Here is a 26,592-nt window from a genome sequence, read left to right as displayed (position 1 = left end):
ATATTATACCCAATTATTACTTATGATAAAAATAAAAATTAGTTATCGTAAATTGTTCCAGCTTTCCTGGCTGTATTTTTCCGCTACCAGCATTGCTGCCTGTGCCTTTTCCTGCTCTGTAAGCAAACCCGTTTGCAGTTCTATACCCAGGCCCTGGCTAAAGCCAGCTGTAAAGGCAGTTACCAGTTCCTCATATTCCGGTTCCCGTCCCAGAATCGCACCAATAGTGATAGCCCGCTGGTGAAAATTACTGAGCAGCCGCCTCCGCATTTCTTCGCTGGGAAAGCGGAGACAGGCGAAAAGTTTCTCCGTCTCCAGCCGCACCAGGATGGAACCGTGCTGCAAAACCACTCCCTGTTTGCGGGTCTGGGCACTGCCCACTAATTTTTTGCCCTCTACCGTCAGTTCATACCGGGAAGGAGCATCAAAACAGGCTGAAGAAGCCGGTTCTGTTCCGCTTTTACCTTCTGCCAGACATGCATCGATCCCCAGATTTTTTAAACCTGTCAGCAGACCCCGGGAAATCTTTAAATATGATTCCAGCACTGAACCGCTAACCGCCGGATGGTCCTGCGGGGCTATCAGGCTATAGGTCAGCTCATGTTCATGAAGAACCGCTCTGCCTCCAGTCAGGCGGCGCACTACTTTTACTCCCAGCCGCTGACAGGCAACCAGGTCCACTTCCTGTTGCAGCCGCTGAAAATACCCCAGGGACAGCCCGGGAGGCTGCCAGGCATAAAAGCGCAGGGTAGGAGGAACCTGGCCAGCAGCTACTGCTTCCAGAATGGCTTCATCCACGGCCATATTCCAGTAAGGGTCCATGCTGCCACTATCAATCAAGCGCCACTGCACTGTTCCTCCTCCTTCGGCTCAGTTTTCAGACTGCTGAAAAGGAAAGCCAGTTCCTGCTCTCTCTCTGCTTCAGTCAGCGGCCGGGGATAATTATACATAATACCCCCTGGTTTCTCATTATAATAGGGCCGGTTGCAATCTGGACAGCCACTGGTCTGGAATGCCCTGCCACAGGCCAGCCATTGCCGTAACTGCTCCCTGGCTCCCAGATAAACCAGGCGACCACTGGCAGTAAAAATCATTTGTTCTACCCTGACCAGTTTGTTTTTGATTAACCAGTGGGCAGCCTGGATGCGGCGATACTGGGCCAGCGGTGGTGGCGGCCGGTCTGCCAGAGCTGTACCCGGCACAGGGGTAAAGGCAAAAAGAGCCACTGTTATTCCCTGGTCGGTAAAACGCTGCAGCAGCTGGCAAATTTCTTCTTCCCGCTCTCCCAGGCCAACGATGAGATGAGTGCTAATTCGCCCCGGAAAAGTTCGGGCGGCAGCTTCGATAAAAGCCAGCTGTTCACTCCAGGAACCGCCCTTGATCTGGCTATATAGTTCAGGATTAGCTACATCCAGAGGTAATCCAATCCGTTCTACACCCGCAGCCAGCATTTCCTCCAGCCGAGCCATATCCATGCGAGTGCAGGAAAGGCAAATGGGCACATCGGTTTGCCGTGTCAGTTCTGCAATCATCTCCCGGGTATGTAGCCAGGCCTCCCGGCTGTTAACCACTTGCAAACAGGTGCGTTTGATCTCCCCGGACTGAAAAGCTGCAGCAATCCGGGGCACCACTTCCTGCATCTGAAAACCCGGCCAGGTCACCCGGGAGAGGAGATCAGAACGGCTCTGGCTGTCCCGGCCTTGAGGACAGAAGCCACAGGAACGACTGCACTTTTCCCCCGCCATCAAATAGGCGGTGGTGGGAGGGGCATCGGTTTTAAGCTGTTTTAGCCCCAGTACATGGGCTGTACCCGCTGAAACCTTGATCATAGTACACAACACTCCTCCCCGTAGACTATCTCCAGTCCCAGGGTTTGCGCCAGCTGAACAGCTCCCGGGGTGGGCTGCACCAGCCGGTTGATCCCGGCCCTGATGGCCAGTTCGTCCAGCCGGGCCCGATATTTGCCTTTGGGCCGCATACACCCCAGGTGAATGGGCAAATTAGGAAAACGCAAACGGGCCTCGCTCAGCAAATCCACCACTCGTTCTAAGGGCGGCGGCTGACGATCGGCATAGCGGGTGCCGGGAGTCGGGGTAAAGACTATAAAAACCAGTCCCTCGGTCCCCAGCTCGGCCAGCAAATCCAGCGCTCTTTCTTCCCCGCTTTCCTCTCCTCCGCGCAAACCGATACAAATATGGGGCAAAACTCTGACCTTTTGCCTGAGAGCCTGATAGACCCGGACATAATCTTCCACCGTTTTTTCCAGGCCCAGGGCTTCGCGGATGGTAGCATCATCAGCAACAAAATCAAAGGAAACCACATCAGCAATCCGGGCCAGAGCTGGAATTTCCTCCTCATTCACCAATCCCACATGCATGTTGTAGCGGCTCTTTCCTTTGGCCTGGAGCAGTAGATCCAGCTGGCGGAACCAGGGGACCCGGCCCTGACCATCACAGCCGCCGCTAATCAGATAGCTTTTAGCTTGCCCTAAGATTTCTGGTTTCAAAGCAGCCATCTTTTCCAGATAATGCCCACCGCAATGACTGCAATTCAGGGCACATTCCTTGCCGGTCACACTTACCCCTTTGGTTGCATGGGGGCGGTCAAAATAAATTCTGGGGGGAAAATGGGCCTGGCGCACTTGCCAGGCCGTTTGTAATTTCTTTTCCATTATTGACCATCCCATTTCAATACAGGCTGTCTGGCCGCCCGGGCTTCATCTACCCGACCAATGGGGGTAGTATGGGGAGCTGATGTCAGCAGCTCCGGATTTTCCTCCGCTTCCCGGGCGATTTTGATCATACTGGCAATAAATTCATCCAGAGTCTGTTTGGACTCCGTTTCTGTGGGTTCGATCATCAGGGCTTCCTCCACGATCAGCGGGAAGTAGACCGTAGGCGGATGATAGCCATAGTCCAGTAACCGTTTGGCTATATCCATAGTTCTGACACCATAAGGTTTTTGCTTTTTGGAATTGAGCACAAATTCGTGTTTGCAAATCCTGTCAACAGGAAGATAATAATGCTGTTTCAACTGACTGAGCAAGTAGTTGGCATTAAGTACAGCATTTTCGCTGACAGCCTTCAGGCCTTCTCCGCCCAGAGCCCGCATGTAAGTATAGGCCTTAACTGCCACCCCGAAGTTGCCATAGAAGGAACGCACCTTACCAATGGACTGGGGTCGGTCATAATCCAGGCGGTAACCATCCTCGCCTTTCACTACAACCGGTACAGGCAGGAAAGGTGCCAGGAAATCCCGCACTGCTACCGGACCGGAACCAGGGCCGCCGCCCCCGTGGGGAGTGGAAAAGGTCTTATGCAGGTTAAAGTGCATTACATCAAAGCCCATATCTCCCGGCCGAGCAATTCCCATAATGGCATTGGCATTGGCCCCATCATAGTAGAGCAAACCGCCTTTGCTATGCACGATTTCCGCAATTTCCCGGATGTTTTCTTCAAACAAACCCAGAGTGTTGGGGTTGGTCAGCATTAAGGCAGCGACATGCTCATCCATCACCTTTTTCAGGGCTTCCACATCCACACAGCCCCGCTCATCGGATTTCACCGCTACCACTGAATAGCCGCAAATGGCGGCAGTAGCCGGGTTGGTGCCATGGGCGGAGTCAGGAACAATCACCCTGGTGCGTTTATCCCCCCGGCTCTCATGGTAGGCCCGGATGATCATCATCCCGGTATATTCCCCGTGCGCCCCCGCTGCCGGTTGCAGGGTCACTGCCGGCAAACCGGCGATTTCCGCCAGATACTCCTGGGTCTGGTACAGCAACTCCAGAGCCCCCTGGATCGACTCCTCCGGCTGATAGGGATGCAGCCAGGCAAAACCGGGTAAGCGAGCGGTATTTTCATTGATTTTAGGATTATATTTCATCGTACAGGAGCCCAGGGGATAAAAACCGGAATCCACCCCGTGATTGAGACGGGAAAGCTCGGTGAAATGGCGAATGACTTCCACTTCACTCACTTCCGGCAAGCCCTTTACTTCTTCTCTTAATTCCACTCCCGGTAACAGTTCAGCCAGCTCCCGGGCAGGTACATCACAATCCGGCAGGGGATGACCAACACAACCAGGGCGGCTGAGCTCAAAAATGAGTTTGGCCATCTTACTTCACCTCCCCCAGCACTGCGATCAGACGTTCTATTTCCTGCCTGGTTCGTTTTTCAGTGGCTGTCCACAGCTGGGTACTGGTCAGTTCTGGATAAACCCGCTCCAGATCCAAACCGCCAATAAATTTGTGGGCCAGCAACTTTTCATTGATCCGCCGGGGCGATTGAGGAGTCTTGATAGCAAATTCCCGGAAAAAGGGTGCTGTAAAGGCTGGTGCAAAGCCGGGAAGTTTTTTCATTTCCTCAAAGAGATAGTGGGCCTTTTGCACATTCAATTCGGCAACTTTCCTAACCCCCTGCTTGCCCAGCAAACTCAGGTGAATAGTGGCAGCCAGCGCACAGAGAGCCTGGTTGGAACAAATGTTGGAGGTAGCTTTTTCCCGGCGAATATGTTGTTCCCGGGCCTGCAGGGTGAGAACAAAAGCCCGCTGGCCCCGATTGTCAACGGTCTGTCCGACAATTCGGCCCGGCATCCGTCTTACCATCTCCTCTTTCACAGCCATAAAGCCAAAAGAAGGTCCGCCAAAACTGGGAGGATTGCCCCAGGGCTGGCCATCACCAACCACGATATCCGCACCATATTCACCAGGAGGAGTCAAAAGTCCCAGGGAAATGGGGTCAGCGATAACCACAAATTTGGCCCCAGCCTGTTTGGCCATCTCACCAATCCTCTCGCCCTGCTCCAGACAGCCAAAGAAGTTAGGTTGCTGGATAATCACCACCCCAGCCAATGTATCCAGTTGTTCCTGTAACGCAGCTTCAGAGGTTACTCCGTCTTCATAGGGGATTTCCACCACTTCCAGCCCCTGGCCCCGGGCATAGGTCTTCACCACGGCCCGGTATTCAGGATGAACGGCAGTGGAAATCAGAATCCGCGGCCGGCGGGTGGCTGCACAGCCCATCAGGGCCGCTTCCGCCGTGGCTGTAGCCCCATCATACATAGAAGCATTGGCCACATCCATGCCAGTCAACTGGCAGATCAGGGTCTGGAATTCAAAAATCGCAGTCAGCGTCCCCTGGCTTATTTCCGGCTGATAGGGAGTATAGGCTGTGTAAAACTCGGAACGCAGGAGAATATGATCTACGGCACTGGGAATATGATGGTCATAAACCCCTGCCCCCAGGAAGGATACATATTCCTGCAGGCTGGCGTTTTTGGCAGCCAGTTCCCGCAAATGGGCAGCTACTTCCATCTCGTTCTTAAACCCGGGAATCTGTAATGGCCGCTGCATTTTCACTTCCGCCGGAATGTCAGCAAACAAGTCCTCAATACTGTTCACTCCCATAGCGGCCAGCATTTCCCGCCGCTCAGCCTCGGTATGCGGTATATACATGCGGTTATGCCCCCTCGCTCTTATTCGTTGGCCAGCAATTCTTCGTATTCGTCAGCAGTCAGCAATTCCGCCGGTTCTTCGCTGATTTCCACCTTGACCATCCAGGCAGCATAGGCATCTTCATTGATTTTTTCAGGGGCGTCGATAAGCTCCTGGTTTACTTCTATCACTTTGCCTGTTACAGGAGCATAAATATCTGAAACGGCTTTTACTGATTCCACAGTACCGAAGCTTTCTCCAGCACTGATTTCTGTACCTACCGGCGGCAAATCTACAAAAACTACGTCGCCAAGGGCTTCCTGAGCGTGATCTGTAATGCCGATAGTAGCAATATTGCCTTCGATTTTTACCCATTCATGTTCTTTGGTATACTTTAAGTCTGCCAGTACCTTACTCATACTCAATTACCTCCCTCTTTTATAAAAAGGCAAATTAGTTATTTTTGCCTTTACTTCCTTGTTACGAATTAATACAGCCACTTCCTGGCCAGGCTGAGCTACTTCTATAGCCACCAGAGCCATGGCCAGATTCTTGCCCAGGGTAGGTGCCATGGTTCCAGAGGTTACTACCCCGATTTCCTGTCCCTGGTTGACTACCAGGTAACCCTGCCGGGCAATGCCCCGCTCTACCATTTCCAGACCTACCAGCTTGCGCTTCAGTCCTGCTTCAGCCTGGGCCGTAAGAGCAGTCTTGCCGATGAAATCTTCCGGTTTATCAAGGGCGATGAATCTCTTCAGGCCAGCTTCCAGGGGTGTAATATCTTCGCTCAGTTCATGGCCATATAGAGGCATAGCAGCCTCAAAGCGCAGGGTATCCCGGGCCCCCAAACCGATAGGCTTAATACCCTTATCCTGTCCAGCCGTAAGCAGGGTTTGCCAGAGCTGCCTGGCCTGGTCCGGTGAACAATAAAGTTCCCAGCCATCCTCCCCGGTGTAGCCGGTGCGGGAGATAATACAGGGTATGCCCGCAACCTCACCTCGGGTGAACCAGTAGTAGCGAATAGCATCTAACTGAACGGGAGTAAGGGGCTTAAGGATCGCAGTAGCCTGAGGTCCCTGAATGGCCAGCTGGGCCACAGTATGGGAAATGTTTTCCACCTCCACTCCTGCCGGGGCCAGCTGCTTGATCCATTCATAATCCTTATCAGTATTGCCGGCATTGACTACAAGGAGATATTCCTCCTCATCCTCCTTGTATACCAGCAGGTCATCCACCGTGCCACCGTGTTCATAGCACATGGGAGAATAGAGGATTTGCCCTTTTGCTAACCTGGCCACCTGGTTGGGCAGCAACTTTTCCAGAAAGGCCAGGGCCCCGGGGCCTTTAACGGTAATTTCCCCCATGTGGGAGACATCAAAGAGACCTGCTGCCTGGCGGACGGTCTGGTGTTCATCGATAAAGCCACTGTACTGAACCGGCATTTCCCAGCCCCCAAAATCCACCATCTTCGCTCCGGCGGCTATATGCAACTCATAAAGGGGAGTGCGTTTCAATTCTGCCAACAGGAACACCTCCTTAACATTAGTATGTGCCAATGGGGACAAATAAAAAGGACAGAGACAAGCCTTTTTGGCTTTTCTCTGTCCTGGTTACCTGAGAGATTACCCGCAATAGTTACGGGCTTCCCCTTGGGTGTTTCGGGCAGCCTGGCAGTCTACCCGAAAGCTCTCCAGAGTGGGGTCTGAAGTCAGTTCTTTTGCCTGAGAGTTTTGATCTGCGGCCGCCAACCGCCCATCTTGCTCCTTCGGCGCCCTTTAAGGGTCTCTCCCGACCTCTTCCTCCCCCGTATATTCAGTTTCAAGGCAGGTCTCCATTTATAATATATTCGCCAACTAACCCGGAAGTCCTTCTTGATCTGACAAAAAATTTAGGCTATTCCGGGTTTCAATATAATGTAACTGTTTTTTATTGATTACTGCCCAGGCCTGTTCCCCTAATTGCAGCCGCAGCTGGTTATCTGCCCAGCCCCAAACTTCCAGTCCTTCACAAAGGAGACAATAGTAAACCCCATCCCAGTGTTCTTCCACATATTTTACCTTCCCAGGCCAAAGCCAGCTCTCACCGGCTACAGCCGGTTTGGCGCCGAGGATTCGCACGCACCGGGCCGGAATAGCCCCCAGACCGGGCGGCAGTTCCTTTAAACCCGGCAGACTTCCTCCGGTAGGCCAGAGATTTTCCACCCCAAAAAAACGAGCTATCGCCTCACTAGCCGGCCGTTCGGCCAGTTCCCGCACCGTTCCCACCTGAGCCATTTGCCCCTGCAACAGTACCAGCCCCCGGTCAGCCAGTAACGGCAATTCCCGAAAGTCATGGGTAATGAACAGGGTGGTGATGCCCGTTTCTTTCAATAACAGACGCAATTCCCGCAGGAGACGGCTACGGGTAGGTGCATCCACAGCGGCAAAAGGTTCATCCAGCAAGAGCACCTGGGGCTTAAGAACCAGGGCACGGGCCAGGGCTACCCGCTGAGCTTCCCCTCCACTTAAATCTTGAACTCGGCGCCGGGCCAGCTCCGTCAAGCCCAGCCGTTCCAGCCAGGGCCCGGCCAGCTGTTCCCGCTCCCGGGCAGATAGGCCACGAAATTTCAGCCCCAGGGTGACATTATCCAGTACGGTTCCACTGACCAGCAATGCCTCCTGAAAAACCAGGGTTACCGCCTGGCGCCATTGATAAGGGTCCCGGCCCGGGCCCCAGACCATTTCCCCGGCGCGAATGCTGCCCTGGCTGGGACAGAGGATCCCGGCCACTGTCAGCAGCAATGTACTTTTGCCTGCCCCATTGGGACCCAGCACCGCCATGATTTCCCCGGCTCCAAGCTCTAAGCGCGGCACGGCAAGTACCAGCTTACCCCCGCGCTTTACCTGTAGATTTTCCAGTAACAGCGGCCAGCCCATTTCAACCTCTCCTTTGCTGCAACAGGGTGAGCAGATAGGTTACTCCATAACTTAAAAATAGCAGAACAAAACTCAAAGCCATGGCCAGGCCAAAATTGCCTTTACTTACTTCCATTACTGTTGCTGTGGTTAAAACCCGGGTTTCCCCCTGGATATTGCCCCCTACCATCATGGAAGCACCTACTTCCGAAACCACTGCCCCAAATCCTGCCATCACTGCTGCCAGCAGGGAATAACGGGCCTCCTTTAACAGGATCCCGATAATATGTAAAGGACTCGCCCCTAAAGATTGCAGCTGCCAGACCAATTTGGGGTTAATCTGTTGAATGGCGGCCATAGTCAACCCCACAATGATAGGAGCAGCAATCAAAGTCTGAGCGATAATCATGGCGGCAGGGGTATAGAGAAGATGAAAGAAACCCAGGGGCCCATTACGCCAGAGCAAAATGGTCACCAGCAGACCAGCTACCACCGGCGGCATACCCATACCGCTGTTAACCAGAGTCACCAGCAAGCGCCGCCCCCGAAAATCCCCTAAAGCCAGGTACACACCCAGGGGAATCCCTATGACAAGACTTAAGATAGTAGCTGTACCTGAAACCCGCAAAGAAAGGGCAATAATGGCCCAGGTTTCCCGGTCCCCCTGGAACAATAATTTCAGCGCCTGAACCATCCCTTCCCAGATCAATTCCATCCCTTGCACCTACTTTGTTACTGTTTTATAGCATCAGGATAAAACAGGGGCTGGCCATATTTATCCACCCCAAACTGGCCGATCAACTTCTGGGTGTCCGGTTTAAGTAAAAAGGCGATAAAAGCTCGAGCTCCTTTAGCATTAACTTTGGGATATTTGTCAGGATTTACTGCCATGACATGGTAGATATTCTTTAACTCATTACTGCCCTGGACCAAAATCTCCAAATTCAACTTGTCTTTTAAGGCCAGGTAAGTGCCCCGGTCTGTAATTGTATAACCCCGTTTTTCTGCAGCCACACTCAGGGTTTGTCCCATCCCGCTGCCAGTAGACTGATACCATTTGCCGGCAGGTTTTATTCCTACCTTTTCCCATATTTTTTGTTCAAACTTGTGGGTACCGGAATTATCCCCCCGGGATAAGAATAGAGCCTGCTGCTGAGAGATAGCTTTGAGTGCCTCTTTTATTTCTTTTCCTTTAACTCTGGCTGGGTCCTCTGCTGGGCCAACCAGGATAAAGTCATTGTGCATTACCAGAGAGTAGTCAGTCACAATCCCTTTATCCACCAGCTTTTGTTCAGATGCCGGTGCGTGAGTCAACAGGACATCAGCTTCTCCTCTTTCTCCCATAGCCAGAGCCTGACCAGTTCCTACCGCAATTGTTTTGACATTATATCCAGTTTCTTTTTCAAAAGCAGGTATCAACACATCCAGCAAACCTGAATCCTGGGTGCTGGTGGTAGTAGCCAGGATCACATCTTTGTTACTTTTTTCTGCTATTGTATTTTTAGCCTTTTCCTGCTGGGAACCGCAACCAGTTAAACTGGCGATAAAAAGCATGATAACTGTAAATAAGATAGCAGTTCTTTTCATAAAACAACTTCCTCCCTCGTTCTGTTAAAATGTACATAACGCAGATAAAAAAATTAAAATGGCTTTCTTTGTTGCCAGTAACTGACAACCGCATTTATCTCTGCTGTCATTTGTTCAAAAAACAGTAAAAGTCGCTCCCCATCTCCAGTCAGACTCATTCCCCCTCCATTTTCTCCTCCAGTTTGCTTGTAAACCAGTTCCCGCTGTAAAACAGCTTCAGCTTTGCGCAGCCGGCCCCAGGCCTGGCGGTATGATATACCCAATTTCTGTGCAGCCTGGTTCAGAGAACCATACTGCTGTATAGCTTTAAGCAGTGCACACAATCCGCTCCCACCCACTGCCTTATCATCATATACCAGCCACGCTTTCCAACGAACCTCCATCTTCTCGCCTCCACTGTTGGATAAAAATATATTCGGCAGGAAAAGGAAAATTCCTGCCGTCATTGAGCTAAATTAACATTATTTTTTTCAATTTTTTGACCGGCCCAGGCCAGGATCAAACATCCGCCCAGAAGAGACAGCAACCCTCCCAGCACTAATCCACCGGCAGCTCCAACATACGAGAGAATTGACAGAATCAGGATGGTAACCCCTAAACCCAGATGCCAGCGGGGGAAAAACAGAGCCAGTAATGATAAGGCCAGCAATCCCAGCCCCAGAACCATTCCGGCCCAGTAAAGCCCGCTCCCTGGCAAAAAAAGGACCGGAGCAATATCAATCCCAAACCAGATAACTAAAATGCTCCCTAAAAGAGTTAATACTGCCCCCAAAACAGGACGTTTCCGATTTTGCACCAGGATAAAGCCCCAGGAGGTAGTAGCAAGAATAGCCACAGGCCATGCCAGCCAGGGGTTAAAAGCAATTTCCGTTATCATTACACTTATTGCAGCCAGCAAGGGACGCCAGAGCATTTTTCCAGGCAACTCCATATACCAGCCTTTCAATTGCATCCTGTTAAGCCAGCAGGAAAAAATTCCGCTGTATAGCCAGCTGCCAGCTGTCATACCAAGAGCTATCCCTGCATATATATAATTTTGGGGCATCAAAGCCCCTCCGATCAACCCCAGGGTAATGGCCCCTTCGACACCGTAGGCAATCTGTTTATGAGGAAAATACCTGACCAGAATCATCATTGTTCCTATTCCAGCCATGGCACCAATGAGGGCCGAAACCAGGCCCAATTGCCACCACACCCCGCCTGCAAAAGCCCCAAGCAAGCCGCCCAGTATAATTGCCTGCATTTTAATTTTCATTTTCATCCCTCCAGGAAAAAAATAAGGAAGCCGGGCCTTCCTTAAATCAGTTATTCCAGGGGCTGCTATGCATGATATTGGCTGGCGCTACTTCCCTGTTATTGCTGTCGTAGAGATGCAAAGTCAGCTTCATGCCGGGAATGCTCATGGTTTTGGTGGACATATAGTGGGCATTGATTTTAGCCCTGGTCAGGGTAACAGAACTGGCTTTCATACCTATATCAGCTTTTTGGTCATCTCCGGTCACCAGGTTGGGGTAGTCAGTCCTCATATTCTCGTCCATCTGCAGATCTCCGAAATCAATTTGTTCCGCTTCAATATAATCGGCATTCATCAACAGCTGGGTACCGCTGACATATTTACTTTCAGTTGTATTGGCTTCCACTAACACCTGGACATAATTGGCCACCGGAAAACCCAGATGCGACAAATCTATATTCTTGTAAAGGCGCAGGCCCCAGATACTCACAGTATCCATGGTAGTCTGGGACTGGGGAAAAGCTGTCCAGCTTTCCTGTTCCTTATTGGACAAATTGGTATCGGCAACTGAAGGAATCAGTTCAAAATTGGTACCCGTGATTTTATCAGCTTCAATTACAAACCCACCCACTCCTGCCAGTGGCATGGCAGCAAAGAGATTACCTGTATTGGCCAGAGTTACCAGTACGGAAAACAGACTGCCCAGTGTCAGTCCCAGGGACCAGAAAAATAATTTTTTGTTTAAATTCAGTACGCTTAACATCTTCTCAACCTCCCTAACGCTATTTCTCCCGGCTTCCTCGGAATGAATCTTCATTCATATATATCTAAGAACAATTATACTTATCTGAATTTTTTACACTATATTTTTTTTCCAAAAGGATAAATCTTCTGACTGAATGGTCATTTAAGTACACCGAACAGTAACACCGCTGGTCAGACAAAAAGAAACCACCCCGGTAATCCGCCTGGGGTAATTCAAAAAAAAGACCATGGCTAACACCATGGTCCCTAATCCAACTTCAATCTTCCAACCTCGAACCTCAACTAAACTACTTCCCCATAGATCAAGGTCGCCGGTGCCGGCTGCTGATAGCTGATGGTAAAAGCGGCTTTTACTTTAGCCATTACTTCCGCCAGCCGCCGTTCCTCGTTGACATGGAGCCAAACCAGTGGTTCGCCAGCCGCCACCGCCTCTCCTACTTTCTTGTTAACTACTAAACCAACGGCCAGATCCACTTTTGATTCCTTGGTCTCCCGGCCAGCCCCCAGCAGGGTGGCTGCAATCCCTAGCTCCTCGGCTTCGATTCGCGCCACATAGCCATCCTGTTCTGCCAGAAGAGGAATTACCTTTTGAGCCTGAGGCAGGAGCTCTGGCTGGTCGATAACCCGGGGGTCACCACCCTGGGCAGCTACCATTTCTTTAAATTTGGCCAGAGCCTGCCCATTCTGCAGCAGTTCCTCCAGTCTGGCCCGGGCCTCTGCCGGGCTAGCAGCCTTGCCGGCCAGGGTGACCATGTGACTGCCCAGGGTCAGGCAAAGTTCCCTCAAATCGGAGGGACCGCCGCCTCTTAAAGTTTCAATAGCCTCTTTAACCTCAAGGGCATTGCCAATCGCCCGACCCAGAGGCTGGTCCATATCGGTAATTACCGCTACTGTTTTTCGCCCTACCTCCTGGCCGATGGCCACCATGGCCCGGGCCAGGGCGAAAGAATCCTCCAGGGTTTTCATAAAGGCCCCGCTGCCGGTTTTAACATCCAGTACGATGGCATCTGCTCCAGCAGCAATTTTTTTACTCATAATAGAGCTGGCAATCAAGGGAATAGAATCCACAGTTGCTGTGACATCCCGCAGGGCATACAGCTTTTTGTCAGCCGGGGCCAGATTGCCTGTTTGCCCGACAACAGCCGCCCCAACTGTGTTGACATTGCGGATAAACTCCTCTTTTTTCAGCTCTACACGGAAACCGGGAATGGACTCGAACTTATCCAGAGTACCACCGGTATGTCCCAGACCGCGGCCGCTCATCTTGGCTACCGGTGCCCCGGCTGCTGCTACCAGAGGAGCCAGCACCAGGGTGGTGGTATCCCCGACGCCACCGGTGGAATGCTTATCTACCTTGATCCCGGCAATGCCACTTAGGTCCACCTGATCGCCGGAACGGACCATGGCCATGGTCAAATCCGCTGTTTCCCTGGCATTCATCCCCCGCAGGAAGACAGCCATGGCCCAGGCGGCCATCTGGTAATCGGGAATTTCATTGCTGGTATAGCCCTGAACCATGAATTCTATTTCCGCCTGGCTCAATTCGCCGCCATCCCGTTTTTTGCGGATAATATCATATGCGCGCATGCCCTTTCCTCCTTACATCGCTGCCAGAATTCCCTTGATCAATTGAATGAAACGGGGCCGGGCCTGTTCCGCCACCGCAACTACCTGCTCATGCTCCAGCTTTTCCAGGTGTTCTCCAATCGCCATATCGGTGACACAGGCTATTCCCAGTACCTCCATGCCCCCATGGTTAGCAACAATCACTTCCGGGACTGTGGACATCCCCACCGCGTCGCCGCCGATCTGGCGCAGGAAAATCAGTTCTGCCGGGGTACAGTAGTTAGGCCCGCTGACCGGCACATATACTCCTTCCTGCAGTTTTACTCCCTGTTCCCCGGCCACCTGGCGGGCAAGGGCACGCAAACGGCGGCTGTAGGCTTCACTCATATCAGGGAACCGGAGCCCAAATTCCTCCAGATTGGGGCCAATCAAGGGATTGCTGCCAATGAAATTAATATGGTCAGAAATTAACATCAAGTCCCCGGGAGCAAAAGTGGGATTCATCCCTCCGCAGGCATTGGTAACTATCAGCTCTTTTATCCCCAGGGCCTGCATCACGCGAATGGGAAAGGTTACTTCCTGCAAGCTATAACCTTCATAGTAGTGAAAGCGTCCCTGCATGGCCATAACCCGTTTGCCAGAGAGCAAGCCGATAACCAGGCGGCCAGCATGGCCTGCCACAGTGGAAACCGGGAAATGGGGGATTTCGGCATAATCCAGAATTACCGTTTCCTCAATCTCCTCTGCCAGTGAGCCCAGACCGGACCCCAGCACCAGACCGATTTGGGGCAGCTCCCGGCCAGCCAGTGCTTTTTTAATATAGCTTGCTGCATCCTTAATTTTTTCCCTTAATTCTAACATAACTCCACTATCCCCTTTACCAGCGCTAAAAATTGCTTTTTAATTCTTTCAGCAGTTTCCATTACTTCACTGTGGTCCAGTTTATCTGGCAAAATTCCGGCCGCCATATTGGTGATACAGGAAATACCCAGCACTTCCATGCCGCTGTGATTGGCTACAATAACTTCAGGCACAGTGGACATCCCCACCGCATCAGCACCGATTTTAGCCAGATAACGGATTTCGGCCGGGGTTTCATAAGAAGGCCCGGTCATGGCGGCATAAACCCCTCGCTGCAGCTTAAAACCCTGGCTGGCTGCTACCCGGTCTGCGATTTCCTGGAGACGGGCACTGTAAGCAGCACTCATGTCCGGAAAACGGGGGCCAAAATCATCCCAGTTAGGTCCAATCAGAGGGTTGCTGCCCATCAAATTAATATGGTCGGTTATCAACATCAGGTCTCCCGGTTTAAACTCCCGGTTGATACCACCGGCCGCGTTGGTAACGAACAGCTGGCGTGCCCCCAGTAGCTTCATGACCCGTACAGGGAAGGTGACTTCTCCCATGCTGTAACCTTCATAGTAATGAAATCTACCCTGCATAGCCACTACCGTTTTGCCTTTCAGCTTGCCCAGCACCAGACGACCGGCATGACCTTCCACAGTGGATACCGGGAAATGAGGGAGCTCCCGGTAGGGAATGGTCACTGCCTCCTCGATTTCCTCCGCCAGAGCCCCCAGTCCGGATCCCAGGATCAAGGCAATTTCCGGCAGGTAATCGGTGTGACGGCGAATGTACTCCACAGCTTCAGTCAATTTGACTTTCCAGGCTCGTTCCATGCTTTAACCTCCCCTATTTTAGTTCTGCCAGAAAAGAGGTGCCGACTTCGATTTCCGTGCCCAGGGCCCGGGCAATGGTTTGCCCGATATCGGCAAAAGTTGACCTGGTCCCCAGGTTTACGCCCCCCTGATAGCGGGGGCTATAAACCAGGAGGGGAGTATACTCCCTGGAGTGATCTGTACTGGCATCAGTAGGATCACAGCCGTGATCTGCCGTAATAATTAACAGGTCATCATTGCCCATCCGTCCCATGATTTCCGGCAAGCGCTGGTCAAATTCGCTTAAAGCCCGGGCATAACCTTCTACATCATTGCGATGGCCATAGAGGGAGTCAAAATCCACCAGGTTGGCAAAAATCAAGCCCTGGTCGCCCTGGTCCATGAATTCCAGCGTTTTGTCCACAGCATCCATATTGGATTTGGTGAGTTTATGCTGGGTCACACCCCGGCCATCATAGATATCTTTAATTTTTCCCACTGCCATTACTTCCAAACCCAGTGCCTTGATTTTATCCAGCAACATGGTTTTGGGGGGCTGCAGGGAATAGTCATGACGCCGCTCAGTCCGCTTAAAGGCTCCCGGTTGCCCGATAAAGGGCCGTGCTATTACCCGCCCTACGGCATGATCGCCAACCAGTAGTTCCCGGGCGATTTGGCACATGCGGTAAAGCTCCTCGATAGGTATAACCTCTTCGTGAGCGGCAATCTGGAAAACGCTATCAGCCGAAGTATATACAATAGGATAGCCGGTACGCATGTGTTCTTCGCCCAGCTGTTCAATAATCACTGTCCCGGAAGCAACCACATTGCCCAGGGTCTTGCGGCCGATCCGCCGTTCAAATTCAGCAATAATTTCCGGTGGGAATCCCTGGGGATAAGTGCGAAAAGCCTTCTCCAGAATGATGCCAGCCATCTCCCAGTGGCCAGTGGTGGTATCCTTGCCATTGGACATCTCGGCACAGCGACCATAAGCTCCCCTGGGATTGCTGATCGGTTGCAGGTGGGGAAAAGGCCGGATATTGGCTAGCCCTAGCTGAATCAGGTTGGGGACTTTCAATCCTCCTACCCTTTCGGAAATATGGCCCAGGGTATCAGCCCCGGCATCGCCATACCTGTCGGCATCCGGCAGGGCGCCAATACCCGCACTGTCCAGTACGATCAGGATTGCCCGTTTAAATATTGCCATTTTAGCTTCCTCCTCTGTGCAAACGTTTCTCCACCAATAATGTTAGTCGTCTGACCTTTTAGTAATTATTCTATTCCACACCGAAAAAGAAAATCCTGCCTGGTCAGCAGGATTTATCAAAAAATATTTTTCTTAATTCAACAACCGCCAGATCTGTTTCATCAACACCGGGGTAAAGTAAGTTTCTGTTAATGCCCCCAGAAATAATAACCCGCCATAAAGCAGAAAAACCAGAAAATAGGCCAGCAGCACATCCCTGCCATCCCCCTGCCGTCGCCCCAGTCTGCTTTTAAGCCAGTACAGTGCAAAACGCTGGGAACTGACCGCAGCGGCCCAGTACATAGACAGGAAGAAGAGATTTTGCGGTAAAAGGGCAACCAGGGCCAGAACTGCCCCGGCAGCAGCTTTTTCCGCAGTCAGGAAGGCTGCTGTAAAACCCAGGGCAAACCCCCGCAAGAAGACCACAACCCAGACTAACGGCAGGGTCAGGACAAACAGGCCACCCAGAAAAAGCAAAAACAGGCTGCGTCCCTGTTCCAGGACCAGGGACCAGAAATACCTGCCCCGATCCACATCCAGACTGGACAGGTTTTGCCAGAAATGGTCCACCAGCAGGGTCAGCTGCTGTTTCTGACCAGCATCAAGAGCCCCTGGCCCCAGGGCCCCCAGAATATAGCCGCTGAAATAAAGGAGGAGCACCCAGAGATAACTCATCCAGCGCTCCCGCAAATACTGGCTCAATATCTTCTTCAGTCTCCGCATTTTCATCCTCCTCCCTGTCCTATATTTATGGGACAAGAGAGGAAAATATCCCAGGTCAGGATGAAAAATCAAGGACTTTCCAGCAACAGACGCCCAATATACTCGGCAGCCAGCACGTCTTCCAGGGAATTGCCACTGGCCGCCACTACCGCCACCCCGGTGCCCAGTTCCCGGGCCTTTAGTCTGGCCCGCTCCGCCCCCAGCCGGGCTGGCTCTGTCCCCCGGCGCCCGATGGTGCGGGCAATGGTAGCCGTTAGCACCGCTGGAGCTCCTGCTGTGACAGCAGCATCATAGGCAACCCCGCCGGTATCACTGACCAGTAGAATAACCTTTCCTGCAAAATCCGCCATTTTCGCCGTTTCCGCCCCCAGGTTGGGCAGGACCAGCTCGGGTGTTAATCCCGTTTCCGCCAGCCCGGCCAGAGCCTTCTGGCAGCGCGCCCTCCGTTCCTCTTCCTGGCCATACCTGGGTTCACTGACCAGAATCACTCCCGTCCCCAGCTCCCGGGCCTTTTGGCCCGCCTCCATTCCCCGCTGTCGAGGCTGAACAGCCACCGGGGCCCTGGTTTGATCGGGACTGGCCCCGATCACAGCTGCCGCCCCTGCCTCCAGCAGGCCTTCCGCAGTGGTGGACATATCAATTACATCCACTATTACTACCACCAGCCCCTGGCGGGCAGCAGCCGCAGCCCCGGAAGCATTAACAGTGACCGTTACCAGTGGGACAGGGTGACTAACCTTGCAGGATTCGCCCATAAGTACCGCCTCCTCCGGCCTGAATTTTCACCTGGCCCTGGCGACAGGCCAGAATCAGAGCGGCTATTTTCTCCCCGGCAGTCCGAATGAGATCTTCTGCTGGCACCTGATGTAAAATAGCCATTTCCGTCCCAAATTGGCTCAACAAACGTTCCAGGGTTTTCTTACCGATACCAGGCAGAAATTGCAAGGGCACTTGATAGTAATAGGGAGGATGCTTACCCCCGACCGCCGGCTCGGTGGTAATCGCCACCAGCCGGTCCAGCACCCCGGTAATCAGTTGCTTGCTGCCACAGGCAGGGCAAAATGTCACCGGCGGCTTCTCCTCTCCGGCAGTCCAGCCACAATCTGCACAGGCACTGCGGTGATATTTGCCCAGCCGCGGATCGAGCCCCCAGTTGGCTATGATTCTCCTGCCATCCTGATGGTAGAAGGCTTTCAGCATTTCCCTCCAGTTGAGCTCTGCCAGCAACAGTTCATTATATTCCCGCCCGATTTTCTCCAGGGAGTGCGCATCAGAATTGCTCAAAAAAGCTACCCGTGCCAGTTCGGCCAGCCGCTCCGCCATGGCAGTATCAGCGCTCAAGCCCAGTTCCAGCACCCGGATTTCTTGCTGTTCCGCCGGAGTGAGCAGTTCCCCGAGACTGGCACAAGCACAGCCGTATAGCCCCTTATGCGGGGTAAAAGCATGAGCCGGTGCCAGCAAACCTCCCAGTTCCAGGGTTTGCTGCAAAATCTGGCTCAAACTGAGGTGGGCCCGCTGACTGGAAAGGTGCAAATTGCGCATAAAACCGGCCAACCAGGTACTAAACTGCTCCATTTCTTCCAGTCCGGGAAAATAGGCCAGGAAATGGGCCCCTTCCCTGCTCTCCACCTCCGCCCCCGGAACCAGCAAAGTCCGCTGACGGTACAGCAGCCCTCCTTCTGGCAGTGGCTGCAAATCCCCTGCTGCTATCATTTCCTTCAAATCAGCCAGTACTCCAGGGGCCTGGGCATCGATAATTCCCACAATATCCAGCCCCTTGCGGTAAGCTGCTTCTGCCAGCACTGCCGGCAGGGTAAGCCGCCGGGAAGCGGTGATTTTTACCGGCCGCCCGGCTGTGGTAGCCCCTAAATGTATATGCAAATCAGCATAAAAACTGCGCATCCTTTTCCTCCCGTCTCCAAATTACCAGACAATCTGCCGGGCAGCCAGCCGCCCGGCAGCCGCTGCGGCGGCGAAAAATTCCCTGTCTTCCGCCGGCGAGCGGCCCATGGTAGTAACTTGTAGCTGATATTCCTCTACCATGGCCTTGACCAGGTCATCAGCCTCCAGTTCATACAATCGATGTTTGGTCAGAATCCCTGCCCCGGTTAGCTGGCGCCTGACCAGGTGGGCTTTGGCTGGCTCCAGCCGGGGTAATGCCAGCTGACAGGGGGCCAGGGCCACTTCGGCCAGGGCAGTCAGGGTGTGATGGCTTACCCCCTGATGCCTGGGACGAGGGTCGGCAAAACTGAGGCGGGGAACGGCGATAGCCTTGCCCCCCATGGTATGGACGGCATTGATAGCCTGTCCCTGCTCCACCCCGGTATATCCCCACTTGCTACCAGTACCCACAATTCCTGGCCCCATGGCGATGACAATTACATCCGCCCGGGCAGCAACTTTAGCAACTGCCAGCGCAGAATAAAGGTTAACTGCTTCCAGGTCTCCGCCAAATGCGTGGCCGCAGGTAACAGTAGCAGAAATTAGCCCCTTTTCCTTCAGTTCCCGAACCAGCCGGGAAAAGGCAAGGGGCAGAGCTGCCCCATCAGTCATTACATATACCACCCGCAACCGATGACGGCATTCCCGCTGAATACCTACACATACTGCCGGCAACTGGCTATGCAGGGTGGCACAAACCACCGGCGTCTTTTTTAGACCGGTAAAGTTTTTCAATTCTTGATGCCAGGGGCTGGCCTCCTCTTCCGCAGCCAGCACCTTTAACTGCATAGGGGTATAGCGCAGTTTCATGATATGACCCTGGCCCTGCAGTTCTTCCCGGGGGCGGGAGAAATTGGCCATGACATAGTGAAAACCTCCCGTGCCCAGGCCCAGCTCTACTGCAGTGGTGTTGAGCAAAACCCGGTCCCCTGGTTGACAGGGCCCGGTCAAGGGGGGATAATTGACCGCCCGGGCTTTCTCCCCTCCCATTTCCACTTCCAGTTCCTGATAATCTCCTAAATCCCGCTTTACCGTCAGGACTATCCCTTCTTTTCTGGCAATCACGCCCTCTACCTCCAGTCATGGGCAGTTTTAACGATAGCCAGTACTACCTCCGTCAGTTTAACCAGATCGCTGATAGCCATTTTTTCTTCTACTGAATGGACATTTTGCATGCCAATCCCCAGGTTGGCCGTCGGCAAGCCCAGTCCAATGAAGATATTGGCATCACTGCCACCCCCGGTACTGTCCAGACTGGGGGTGAGACCACAGGCCTGGATAGCCTGGCGGGCAATCTGAACCACCGGTTCCTCTGGTTTCAGGTTTATCTCAGGATAGAGATCTTCTACAGTCAGCTGTACATAGGCGCCAAACTCCTGGGCTGTCTGTTCCAGAATGGTGGTCATTTGCTTGGTCTGGGCATGCAGTTTACGCGGATCCAGAGAACGGGCTTCCCCTTTCAGGTTAACCATATCGGGGATGATATTGGTAGCCTTACCCCCTTCGATTACCCCAATATTGGCTGTGGTCTCGGCATCAATGCGGCCCAGGGGCATGCGGTCAATGGCCCGGGCTGCCACTTGAATGGCACTGATACCTTTTTCCGGCTCCACCCCGGCATGGGCGGCCTTACCGCGAATAGTAGCCTCAATTTTGGTTTGGGCCGGCCCCCTGACCACAATGGAGCCCACCGGTCCACCAGCATCGAGAACAAACCCAGCTATACTCTGCAATTGCTGGCGATGCAACTGTTTGGCCCCCAGCAAGCCACATTCTTCTGCTACTGTGATTACCAGTTCAATCTCCCCATGGGGCAGGTTGTTTTCCTTGATTATACGGATGGCTTCCAGAATGACCGCCAGTCCAGCTTTGTCATCCCCACCCAGGATGGTATCACCCGCACTTCGGATGATATCTCCTTCGATTAAAGGCCTGATACCCCGGCCTGGTTCCACTGTATCCAGGTGGGCGCTGAAAAAAATGGGCATGCCCTGCCCATCCCCGGGAAGCCGGGCAATCAAGTTACCGGCAGTGCCATTAATAGCTTTACCTGCCTCATCTTCTTCCACTGTCAAGCCCAGTTCAATCAGGCGAGCTTTATACCAATCCGCCATGGCCCGTTCCTGGCGGGAAGGGGAATCGATTTGCACCATTGTCAAAAATTCGTGTACCAAGCGTGAAGTATTTACCATGAAACTACCTCCGTCCTTTCCAATAATAGTTGCCATAGTAGTGCCTCCGGCTTTTTTATCTATTTTATCATAAGCGGGAAGAAAAGAAAAAAGGCCCAGCAGGCCTAAATTAAAATTGAAAAGATTTAACTAACAGCGGTTTGCAGCTGCTGGCTCACATAAGTGGCCCCGCGCTCCAAAGCCTGCATGTTAAGCGGAATTAACTTGTGCCGGTACTCGGGCAGCACCTTTTTCAGGGCCTCTTCCAGGGACTTGAAACTGACCATACTGGTTAATGCCACCAGCGCACCCAGAATGACCATACCTGCTACCCGGGGATTGCCCAGCTCTTCAGCGATTTCATTGGCAGGAATATAGAAAGCTTTAATATCAGTTCGTTTTACCTGGCGGTCCACAAGGGAGCTGTTGACCAGAATCAACCCACCTGGCTTGACCGCTGGTTCAAACTTATCCAGGGAGGGGATATTCATGATAATGGCAGCGGTAGGGTTAAAAACTACCGGCGAACTGATGGGACGGTCACTGACAGTCACACCGCAGTTGGCTGTTCCTCCCCGCATTTCCGGACCGTAGGAAGGAATCCAGGCCACATGTTTACCTTCAAACATCCCGGCATAGGTCAGAAGCTGGCCCATGGACATAATTCCCTGGCCCCCGAAGCCGGCCATGATAATTTCATGTAACATCCTATTTCACCTCCGCCGGGGTTTTAAATTCCCCCAAGGGATAATAGGGAATCATCTTTTCTTCCAACCATTTGGTTGCTTCAATGGGAGTCATACCCCAGTTGGTAGGACAGGTGGACAGCACTTCTACCAGTGTAAAGCCTTTCCCGGCCATCTGGGTTTCAAAGGCTTTGCGAATAGCTTTTTTAGCCTGCATAATATATCTGGGATTGATGACTGTTGTCCGGGCAATATAGGCTGCGCCATCTAAGGTTGAAAGCATTTCCGCTACCCGGACCGGGAATCCCTGGGTTTCAGTGTTACGACCAAAAGGTGAGGTGGTAGTCTCCATACCCGGTAGAGTAGTGGGGGCCATTTGGCCTCCAGTCATGCCATAGATTGCATTATTAACGAAAATTACAGTAATCTTTTCCCCACGGGCAGCAGCATGAACGATTTCCCCGGTTCCAATCGCAGCCAGGTCGCCATCCCCTTGATAGGTAAACACCGCTGCATCAGGATGAACCCGTTTGATGCCAGTAGCCACAGCAGGAGCCCGGCCGTGGGCAGCCTGAAACATATCACAGTTAAAGTACTCATAGGCAAAAACAGAACAACCTACCGGGGCCACACCAATAGCCCGGTCCAGCAAATTCATCTCTTCCAGCACTTCCGCCACCAGACGGTGAATAACCCCATGGGTACAGCCAGGGCAATAATGGAAGGGCTTTTCCGTTAACCCCCTGGTTCTGGTAAAAACTTTTTTCATTTCTGCCATCAGAGAGCCCCTCCTTCCGCCAGGCCCTTAATACCAGCCACAATCTCATCCAGCATTGGCAGAATACCGCCCATTCGACCGTAGAAATATACCGGTTTTTTCCCGTTAACCGCCAGCTTGACATCTTCTACCATCTGGCCGGCACTCATCTCTACGGACAGAAAAGCTTTAGCCTGTTCAGCCCGACGATTGATGATCTCAGCAGGGAAAGGCCAGAGGGTAATCGGTCTGATCAGTCCAGCCTTGATGCCTTCTTCCCTGACCAGGTCCACCGCACCCTTGCAAATCCGGGCTGAGGTGCCATAGGCCACCAGGATGATCTCTGCGTCATCCGTGCAGTATTCTTCATAGCGAACTTCCCTGGCCGCGATTTCCGCATACTTCTTCTGCAAATGCCGGTTGAATTCCTCATTGTCCTTATCCACGATATGCAGGGAGTTAATGATATTGTTGCTGGCGCGTCCCCGCTTGCCCGTTGCTGCCCAGGGCTTTTCCGGCAGCCGGGGCTGGTAATTATCATCTATTTCTACCGGTTCCATCATCTGGCCCAGCACTCCATCACCCAGTACCATCACCGGGTTACGATACTGGTCAGCCAGGTCGAAAGCCAGAATAACCAGATCCACGATCTCCTGCACAGAGGAAGGCGCCAGGACGATCATGCGGCCATCACCATGGCCAGGCGCTTTGGTAGCCTGGAAATAGTCGGCCTGGGAAGGCTGGATATTGCCCAGTCCCGGTCCGCCCCGCATGATATTGACAATCACCGCTGGAACCTCAGCACCGATCAAGTAGGAAATTCCCTCTTGTTTCAAACTGATACCAGGACTGGATGATGAAGTCATGACTCTGGCCCCGGCACCCCCAGCCCCAAAAACCATGTTGATGGCAGCCACTTCACTTTCGGCCTGCAAAAAAACTCCGCCCACTTCCGGCAGCCTTTTGACCATGTAGTGGGGCAACTCGCTCTGGGGAGTAATGGGATAGCCGAAAAAATATTTGCATCCGGCCAGGACAGCCGCTTCCCCGATCGCTTCGTTGCCTTTCATCAGCAGTTTGGCCATCTTACTCCCCCTCCTTGCTTTCCTTTTCTACTTCTATAACTACATCCGGACACATGCGGGCACACATAGCACATCCGATGCACTTTTCCATCTCCTTAACGGTGGCCGGATGAAAGCCCATGGCATTAAAATGCTCCGCCAGGGTGATAATTTGCTGGGGACAAACGTGCAAACACAGTTCACAGCCTTTGCAGCGTTCTTCCCTGAATGTTACTCTGGGCATTGCTTCTTACCTCCTCACTTACCTGTTACCGGGCTTAAACATAGTGCGGGGATCAGTGTTGAAAGTCTGCTGGTCCCGTTGCCAGGGTGTTAGCATGAAACGTTCCAGGGTAAGGAAATTGCGGCCCGGCAAAAGTTCACTGACTTCTGGCAGTAACCCTGGTAATACCCCTACCCAGGCCAGAGGTATACCGGCCTGTATCGCCGCCTCCTCCACCAGGAGGGTACCTTCAAAGACCTGCTGGACTGTAGTAGCTTCCCCTAAATTGGGATTAGCGACAAAATGGGTAATCTTCAGCCTGGCAGCCCTTTCAATCTCCTCTTTTACCTTCAGGATTTCGGCGGGCTTTCTGGTAAAGGGACGGAAGGTGTTAACCACCAGGTACAGCTGATAGCTGCTGGCCTCAATCTGTGCGGCAAAACGGCCCAGAGCCGTAGCCCCCACCTCATCACCGCCTACATCCCAAATCACTGGCAGTTGTGGTTGGCTCAGGACCCCGTAAATAGCCGGTGTGAGAGCCGGTAAATCAGCCAGAGCCAGCTTGCCTTCTGATACGATCACATCAATTCCGTCCTCTGCCAGTTTTTCCTTCAGTTCCCGCGAGCGGAAGTAGAGATTGACAATATCCAGATCCACCAGAGCCACCCGTTGTTCTGCTTGTTTTCTGGCATAAGCGAAATTAACCGCCATTTCGGTTTTACCACTGCCATAATAGCCAACAAAAACATAATTTTTCACTAAAATTCCTCCCCGGCAGGCAACACCCTGACCAGTAGCTGTCGAGCTTGAGCCCAGTTCTGAATGGGCTCAAGTACTTGCTGATCCAGCAAAAGTTCCCCGGCCAGCACCAGCCGTCTGGCCTGCCCCTGGCTCAATGTCCATAAACTGCCCAGCCCTTTTAAACTCTGATATACCACCGTGCTGGCCAGCTCAGGGGGCAATTTTTCTCCGGGCTGCCATTCCCTCCCCAGATAGGCGGCTATTCCGCCCTTACTCCGCACCAGTTCTTGCGCTTTCGCTCCGGATAGCTTTTGCTGACAGAGCCATTCCAGCCAGGCCAGGGTCGGCAGTTGTCCAGTGGATAATGGTCCCAGCGGCCCCTCTCCTTCCCAATAGCTTAACACATCTACCAGCTTTTTGCCAACCCCCAGAGAGACAAAGGGATACTGTCCCAGATAGAGATAAAGCCAGGGCTCATCCGCAGCCGGTATCTGTTTTTGCCAGAGGGCCAGGGGAAACAGGGGCTGGCGTCTTACGGAAGCATGCCCGCTCAGTTCCAGTTCTGCTGGTAACTGAATCGTCCCCAGCAGATACTGCATCTCTACCGGTACCCCTGTTTCCAGTAAAATCTCCGGTATATTCTGTTCAGTGTCAGTAGCCAGCAGGATGATGCGCTGAGGCGGATAAGTGCTAAGCAAGGACCCGTGCAGCCGTGCCCTTGCTTCAGCTCTGGACAGCCAGAGATCTCCCACCTGTTTTCGCTCTGCTCTGACGATTATTCTCTGCCAGTCCCGTCGTTCTTGCCAGTACCACAGGTAGGTGTTCACAGACATCCTCCTCACTTGCGCAAAAAGTTATTGCGCACCTGCCCGATTGTCCGGATCCGTTCCTCAGCCATGACTTCTGCTGCTTTATAGGTGGGAATATTGTCCCGTTTAGCAATGGCAAATACCCGCAAGATATTATCATAAATACCTGCGATTTTCTGGATTGCTCGTTCCCGATTGTATCCTTCCAGCTCATCAGCCACATTGATCAAACCGCCGGCGTTGATGACAAAGTCAGGGGCATAGAGGATGCCTTTTGCTTCCAGCTCATCCCCGTGCCGTTCTTCCTTCAGGACATTGTTGGCAGCACCGGCGATAATCTGGAATTTGAACTGGGGCAGAGTCTCATCATTTACTACTGCCCCTAACGCACAGGGGGCAAATATCTCCGCTTCCACGCCATAGATGGCTTCCGGTTCTACTGCCCGGGCACCAAATTCCTGAACCACTTTTTCAACCCGTTCGGGGAAGATATCGGTTACAACCAGTTTGGCTCCTTCATCAGCAAGATACTTACACAGGTAATAACCTACGTGGCCCAGGCCCTGAACAGCTACAGTCATACCGGAGAGGGAGTCAGTGCCAAATTTTTCTTTGACCGCTGCTTTCATCCCTTTCCAGACACCAAAAGCGGTCATGGGAGACGGGTCACCCGAACCACTGGCTACCCCGGTTACCCAGCGGGTTTCCATGCGTACATATTCCATATCCTGTACCGAAGTGCCTACATCCTCAGCGGTAATATAGCGGCCATTGAGGCTTTCCACATAGCGACCAAAAGCCCGGAACAGCGCCTCACTCTTATCTTTTCTGGGGTCACCGATAATAACCGTTTTGCCTCCGCCCAGGTTGAGGCCGGCAGCAGCTGCCTTATAGGTCATACCCCGGGACAGCCGCAGGGCATCAAGGATGGCATCATCTTCACTGGCATAAGTCCACATCCGGGTACCACCCAGAGCCGGGCCCAGGGTAGTATCATGGATGGCAATAATAGCTTTCAGCCCTGAAGCCTTGTCGTAACAGAGAACGACTTGTTCATAATCATATTTTTTCATGTACTCAAATACTTCCAGAC

At 52.6% G+C, this 26,592-nt stretch carries 29 protein-coding genes and 1 riboswitch; all 29 genes read right to left on the bottom strand.

Annotated features, from left to right (window positions below; translation table 11 throughout):
• Positions 1-42: 42 nt before the first annotated feature.
• The 29 genes from CTH_RS04520 to CTH_RS04380 all read right to left on the bottom strand — a co-directional run bounded on the left by CTH_RS04520 (position 43) and on the right by CTH_RS04380 (position 26,590).
• Entirely contained in the window at positions 43-852 is an 810-nt protein-coding gene (locus CTH_RS04520; RefSeq protein WP_200803465.1) for a lipoate--protein ligase family protein, read from the bottom strand.
• Entirely contained in the window at positions 837-1,829 is a 993-nt protein-coding gene (locus CTH_RS04515) for a LipS2 family lipoyl synthase (protein WP_078665047.1), read from the bottom strand. Before CTH_RS04515 ends, CTH_RS04520 begins: the two co-directional genes overlap by 16 nt.
• Positions 1,826-2,671, bottom strand: a complete 846-nt coding sequence (locus CTH_RS04510; protein WP_078665046.1) for a LipS1 family lipoyl synthase — start codon at positions 2,669-2,671, stop codon at positions 1,826-1,828. Before CTH_RS04510 ends, CTH_RS04515 begins: the two co-directional genes overlap by 4 nt.
• Positions 2,671-4,116: an aminomethyl-transferring glycine dehydrogenase subunit GcvPB gene (gene gcvPB, locus CTH_RS04505; RefSeq protein WP_078665045.1), complete on the bottom strand. Its 1,446-nt coding sequence runs from the start codon at positions 4,114-4,116 to the stop codon at positions 2,671-2,673. Before gcvPB ends, CTH_RS04510 begins: the two co-directional genes overlap by 1 nt.
• A gap of 1 nt (position 4,117) precedes the next feature.
• A complete protein-coding gene (gcvPA, locus tag CTH_RS04500) occupies positions 4,118-5,455 on the bottom strand; it encodes an aminomethyl-transferring glycine dehydrogenase subunit GcvPA (protein WP_107753201.1) in 1,338 nt (445 codons plus the stop codon).
• 20 nt (positions 5,456-5,475) lie between these two features.
• Positions 5,476-5,853, bottom strand: a complete 378-nt coding sequence (gene gcvH / locus CTH_RS04495; protein WP_107753199.1) for a glycine cleavage system protein GcvH — start codon at positions 5,851-5,853, stop codon at positions 5,476-5,478.
• Positions 5,854-5,859: 6 nt separating this feature from the next.
• Positions 5,860-6,957 (bottom strand): glycine cleavage system aminomethyltransferase GcvT, encoded by a 1,098-nt coding sequence (gene gcvT / locus CTH_RS04490; protein WP_107753197.1) that lies wholly within the window; start codon positions 6,955-6,957, stop codon positions 5,860-5,862.
• 176 nt (positions 6,958-7,133) lie between these two features.
• A riboswitch (glycine riboswitch) is annotated at positions 7,134-7,235 on the bottom strand.
• Between the two features lie 52 nt (positions 7,236-7,287).
• Positions 7,288-8,349 carry an ABC transporter ATP-binding protein gene (locus tag CTH_RS04485; protein ID WP_078665041.1) on the bottom strand — a complete coding sequence of 354 codons (1,062 nt, stop codon included), beginning with the start codon at positions 8,347-8,349 and terminating at the stop codon, positions 7,288-7,290.
• 1 nt (position 8,350) lies between these two features.
• A complete protein-coding gene (locus CTH_RS04480) occupies positions 8,351-9,043 on the bottom strand; it encodes an ABC transporter permease (protein ID WP_078665040.1) in 693 nt (230 codons plus the stop codon).
• Between the two features lie 17 nt (positions 9,044-9,060).
• Positions 9,061-9,915, bottom strand: a complete 855-nt coding sequence (locus CTH_RS04475) for an ABC transporter substrate-binding protein (protein ID WP_078665039.1) — start codon at positions 9,913-9,915, stop codon at positions 9,061-9,063.
• A 53-nt stretch (positions 9,916-9,968) separates the two neighbouring features.
• Complete coding sequence (locus CTH_RS04470; RefSeq protein WP_079932891.1) at positions 9,969-10,298, bottom strand: winged helix-turn-helix domain-containing protein; 330 nt, start codon at positions 10,296-10,298, stop codon at positions 9,969-9,971.
• A 59-nt stretch (positions 10,299-10,357) separates the two neighbouring features.
• Positions 10,358-11,170, bottom strand: a complete 813-nt coding sequence (locus CTH_RS04465) for a DUF6114 domain-containing protein (protein WP_078665037.1) — start codon at positions 11,168-11,170, stop codon at positions 10,358-10,360.
• A gap of 46 nt (positions 11,171-11,216) precedes the next feature.
• Positions 11,217-11,912: a DUF6230 family protein gene (locus tag CTH_RS04460; protein WP_107753195.1), complete on the bottom strand. Its 696-nt coding sequence runs from the start codon at positions 11,910-11,912 to the stop codon at positions 11,217-11,219.
• 284 nt (positions 11,913-12,196) lie between these two features.
• Complete coding sequence (locus CTH_RS04455) at positions 12,197-13,501, bottom strand: pyrimidine-nucleoside phosphorylase (protein ID WP_107753193.1); 1,305 nt, start codon at positions 13,499-13,501, stop codon at positions 12,197-12,199.
• Between the two features lie 12 nt (positions 13,502-13,513).
• The gene (locus tag CTH_RS04450) at positions 13,514-14,341 is read right to left on the bottom strand and encodes a purine-nucleoside phosphorylase (protein WP_107753191.1); all 828 of its coding nucleotides are present in this window, start codon (positions 14,339-14,341) and stop codon (positions 13,514-13,516) included.
• Complete coding sequence (locus tag CTH_RS04445) at positions 14,335-15,159, bottom strand: purine-nucleoside phosphorylase (protein WP_107753189.1); 825 nt, start codon at positions 15,157-15,159, stop codon at positions 14,335-14,337. Before CTH_RS04445 ends, CTH_RS04450 begins: the two co-directional genes overlap by 7 nt.
• A gap of 13 nt (positions 15,160-15,172) precedes the next feature.
• Complete coding sequence (locus tag CTH_RS04440; protein WP_078665032.1) at positions 15,173-16,345, bottom strand: phosphopentomutase; 1,173 nt, start codon at positions 16,343-16,345, stop codon at positions 15,173-15,175.
• 132 nt (positions 16,346-16,477) lie between these two features.
• Positions 16,478-17,107 carry a stage II sporulation protein M gene (gene spoIIM / locus CTH_RS04435; protein WP_159073818.1) on the bottom strand — a complete coding sequence of 210 codons (630 nt, stop codon included), beginning with the start codon at positions 17,105-17,107 and terminating at the stop codon, positions 16,478-16,480.
• A 68-nt stretch (positions 17,108-17,175) separates the two neighbouring features.
• Positions 17,176-17,862, bottom strand: coding sequence for a hypothetical protein (locus tag CTH_RS04430; RefSeq protein ID WP_078665030.1), 687 nt, complete (start codon positions 17,860-17,862; stop codon positions 17,176-17,178).
• Positions 17,840-19,009 carry an endonuclease Q family protein gene (locus CTH_RS04425; RefSeq protein WP_078665029.1) on the bottom strand — a complete coding sequence of 390 codons (1,170 nt, stop codon included), beginning with the start codon at positions 19,007-19,009 and terminating at the stop codon, positions 17,840-17,842. The genes CTH_RS04430 and CTH_RS04425 overlap by 23 nt, the downstream gene beginning before the upstream one ends.
• Positions 19,010-19,030: 21 nt before the next feature.
• Positions 19,031-20,113 carry a DUF3866 family protein gene (locus CTH_RS04420; RefSeq protein ID WP_318262763.1) on the bottom strand — a complete coding sequence of 361 codons (1,083 nt, stop codon included), beginning with the start codon at positions 20,111-20,113 and terminating at the stop codon, positions 19,031-19,033.
• 5 nt (positions 20,114-20,118) lie between these two features.
• Positions 20,119-21,240 (bottom strand): M20/M25/M40 family metallo-hydrolase, encoded by a 1,122-nt coding sequence (locus CTH_RS04415; RefSeq protein ID WP_078665073.1) that lies wholly within the window; start codon positions 21,238-21,240, stop codon positions 20,119-20,121.
• A gap of 125 nt (positions 21,241-21,365) precedes the next feature.
• A complete protein-coding gene (locus tag CTH_RS04410) occupies positions 21,366-21,926 on the bottom strand; it encodes a 2-oxoacid:acceptor oxidoreductase family protein (RefSeq protein WP_078665028.1) in 561 nt (186 codons plus the stop codon).
• A 1-nt stretch (position 21,927) separates the two neighbouring features.
• Positions 21,928-22,674, bottom strand: a complete 747-nt coding sequence (locus CTH_RS04405; RefSeq protein ID WP_078665072.1) for a thiamine pyrophosphate-dependent enzyme — start codon at positions 22,672-22,674, stop codon at positions 21,928-21,930.
• Positions 22,675-22,682: 8 nt separating this feature from the next.
• A complete protein-coding gene (locus CTH_RS04400) occupies positions 22,683-23,747 on the bottom strand; it encodes a 3-methyl-2-oxobutanoate dehydrogenase subunit VorB (protein WP_078665027.1) in 1,065 nt (354 codons plus the stop codon).
• A 1-nt stretch (position 23,748) separates the two neighbouring features.
• Positions 23,749-23,970, bottom strand: a complete 222-nt coding sequence (locus tag CTH_RS04395; protein ID WP_078665026.1) for a 4Fe-4S dicluster domain-containing protein — start codon at positions 23,968-23,970, stop codon at positions 23,749-23,751.
• 18 nt (positions 23,971-23,988) lie between these two features.
• Positions 23,989-24,708: a nucleotide-binding protein gene (locus CTH_RS04390; RefSeq protein WP_107753185.1), complete on the bottom strand. Its 720-nt coding sequence runs from the start codon at positions 24,706-24,708 to the stop codon at positions 23,989-23,991.
• Positions 24,708-25,517 carry an acetate and sugar kinases/Hsc70/actin family protein gene (locus tag CTH_RS04385; RefSeq protein WP_079907903.1) on the bottom strand — a complete coding sequence of 270 codons (810 nt, stop codon included), beginning with the start codon at positions 25,515-25,517 and terminating at the stop codon, positions 24,708-24,710. Before CTH_RS04385 ends, CTH_RS04390 begins: the two co-directional genes overlap by 1 nt.
• An 11-nt stretch (positions 25,518-25,528) precedes the next feature.
• Positions 25,529-26,590 carry a Glu/Leu/Phe/Val family dehydrogenase gene (locus tag CTH_RS04380; protein ID WP_107754265.1) on the bottom strand — a complete coding sequence of 354 codons (1,062 nt, stop codon included), beginning with the start codon at positions 26,588-26,590 and terminating at the stop codon, positions 25,529-25,531.
• Between the last annotated feature and the right edge of the window lie 2 nt (positions 26,591-26,592).

Origin of the sequence: Carboxydocella thermautotrophica (assembly GCA_003054495.1) — a bacterium.
Taxonomy (GTDB): Bacteria; Bacillota.
The sequence above is the reverse complement of the archived record's forward strand: the minus strand, read 5'-3'. Positions and strand labels throughout refer to the sequence as shown.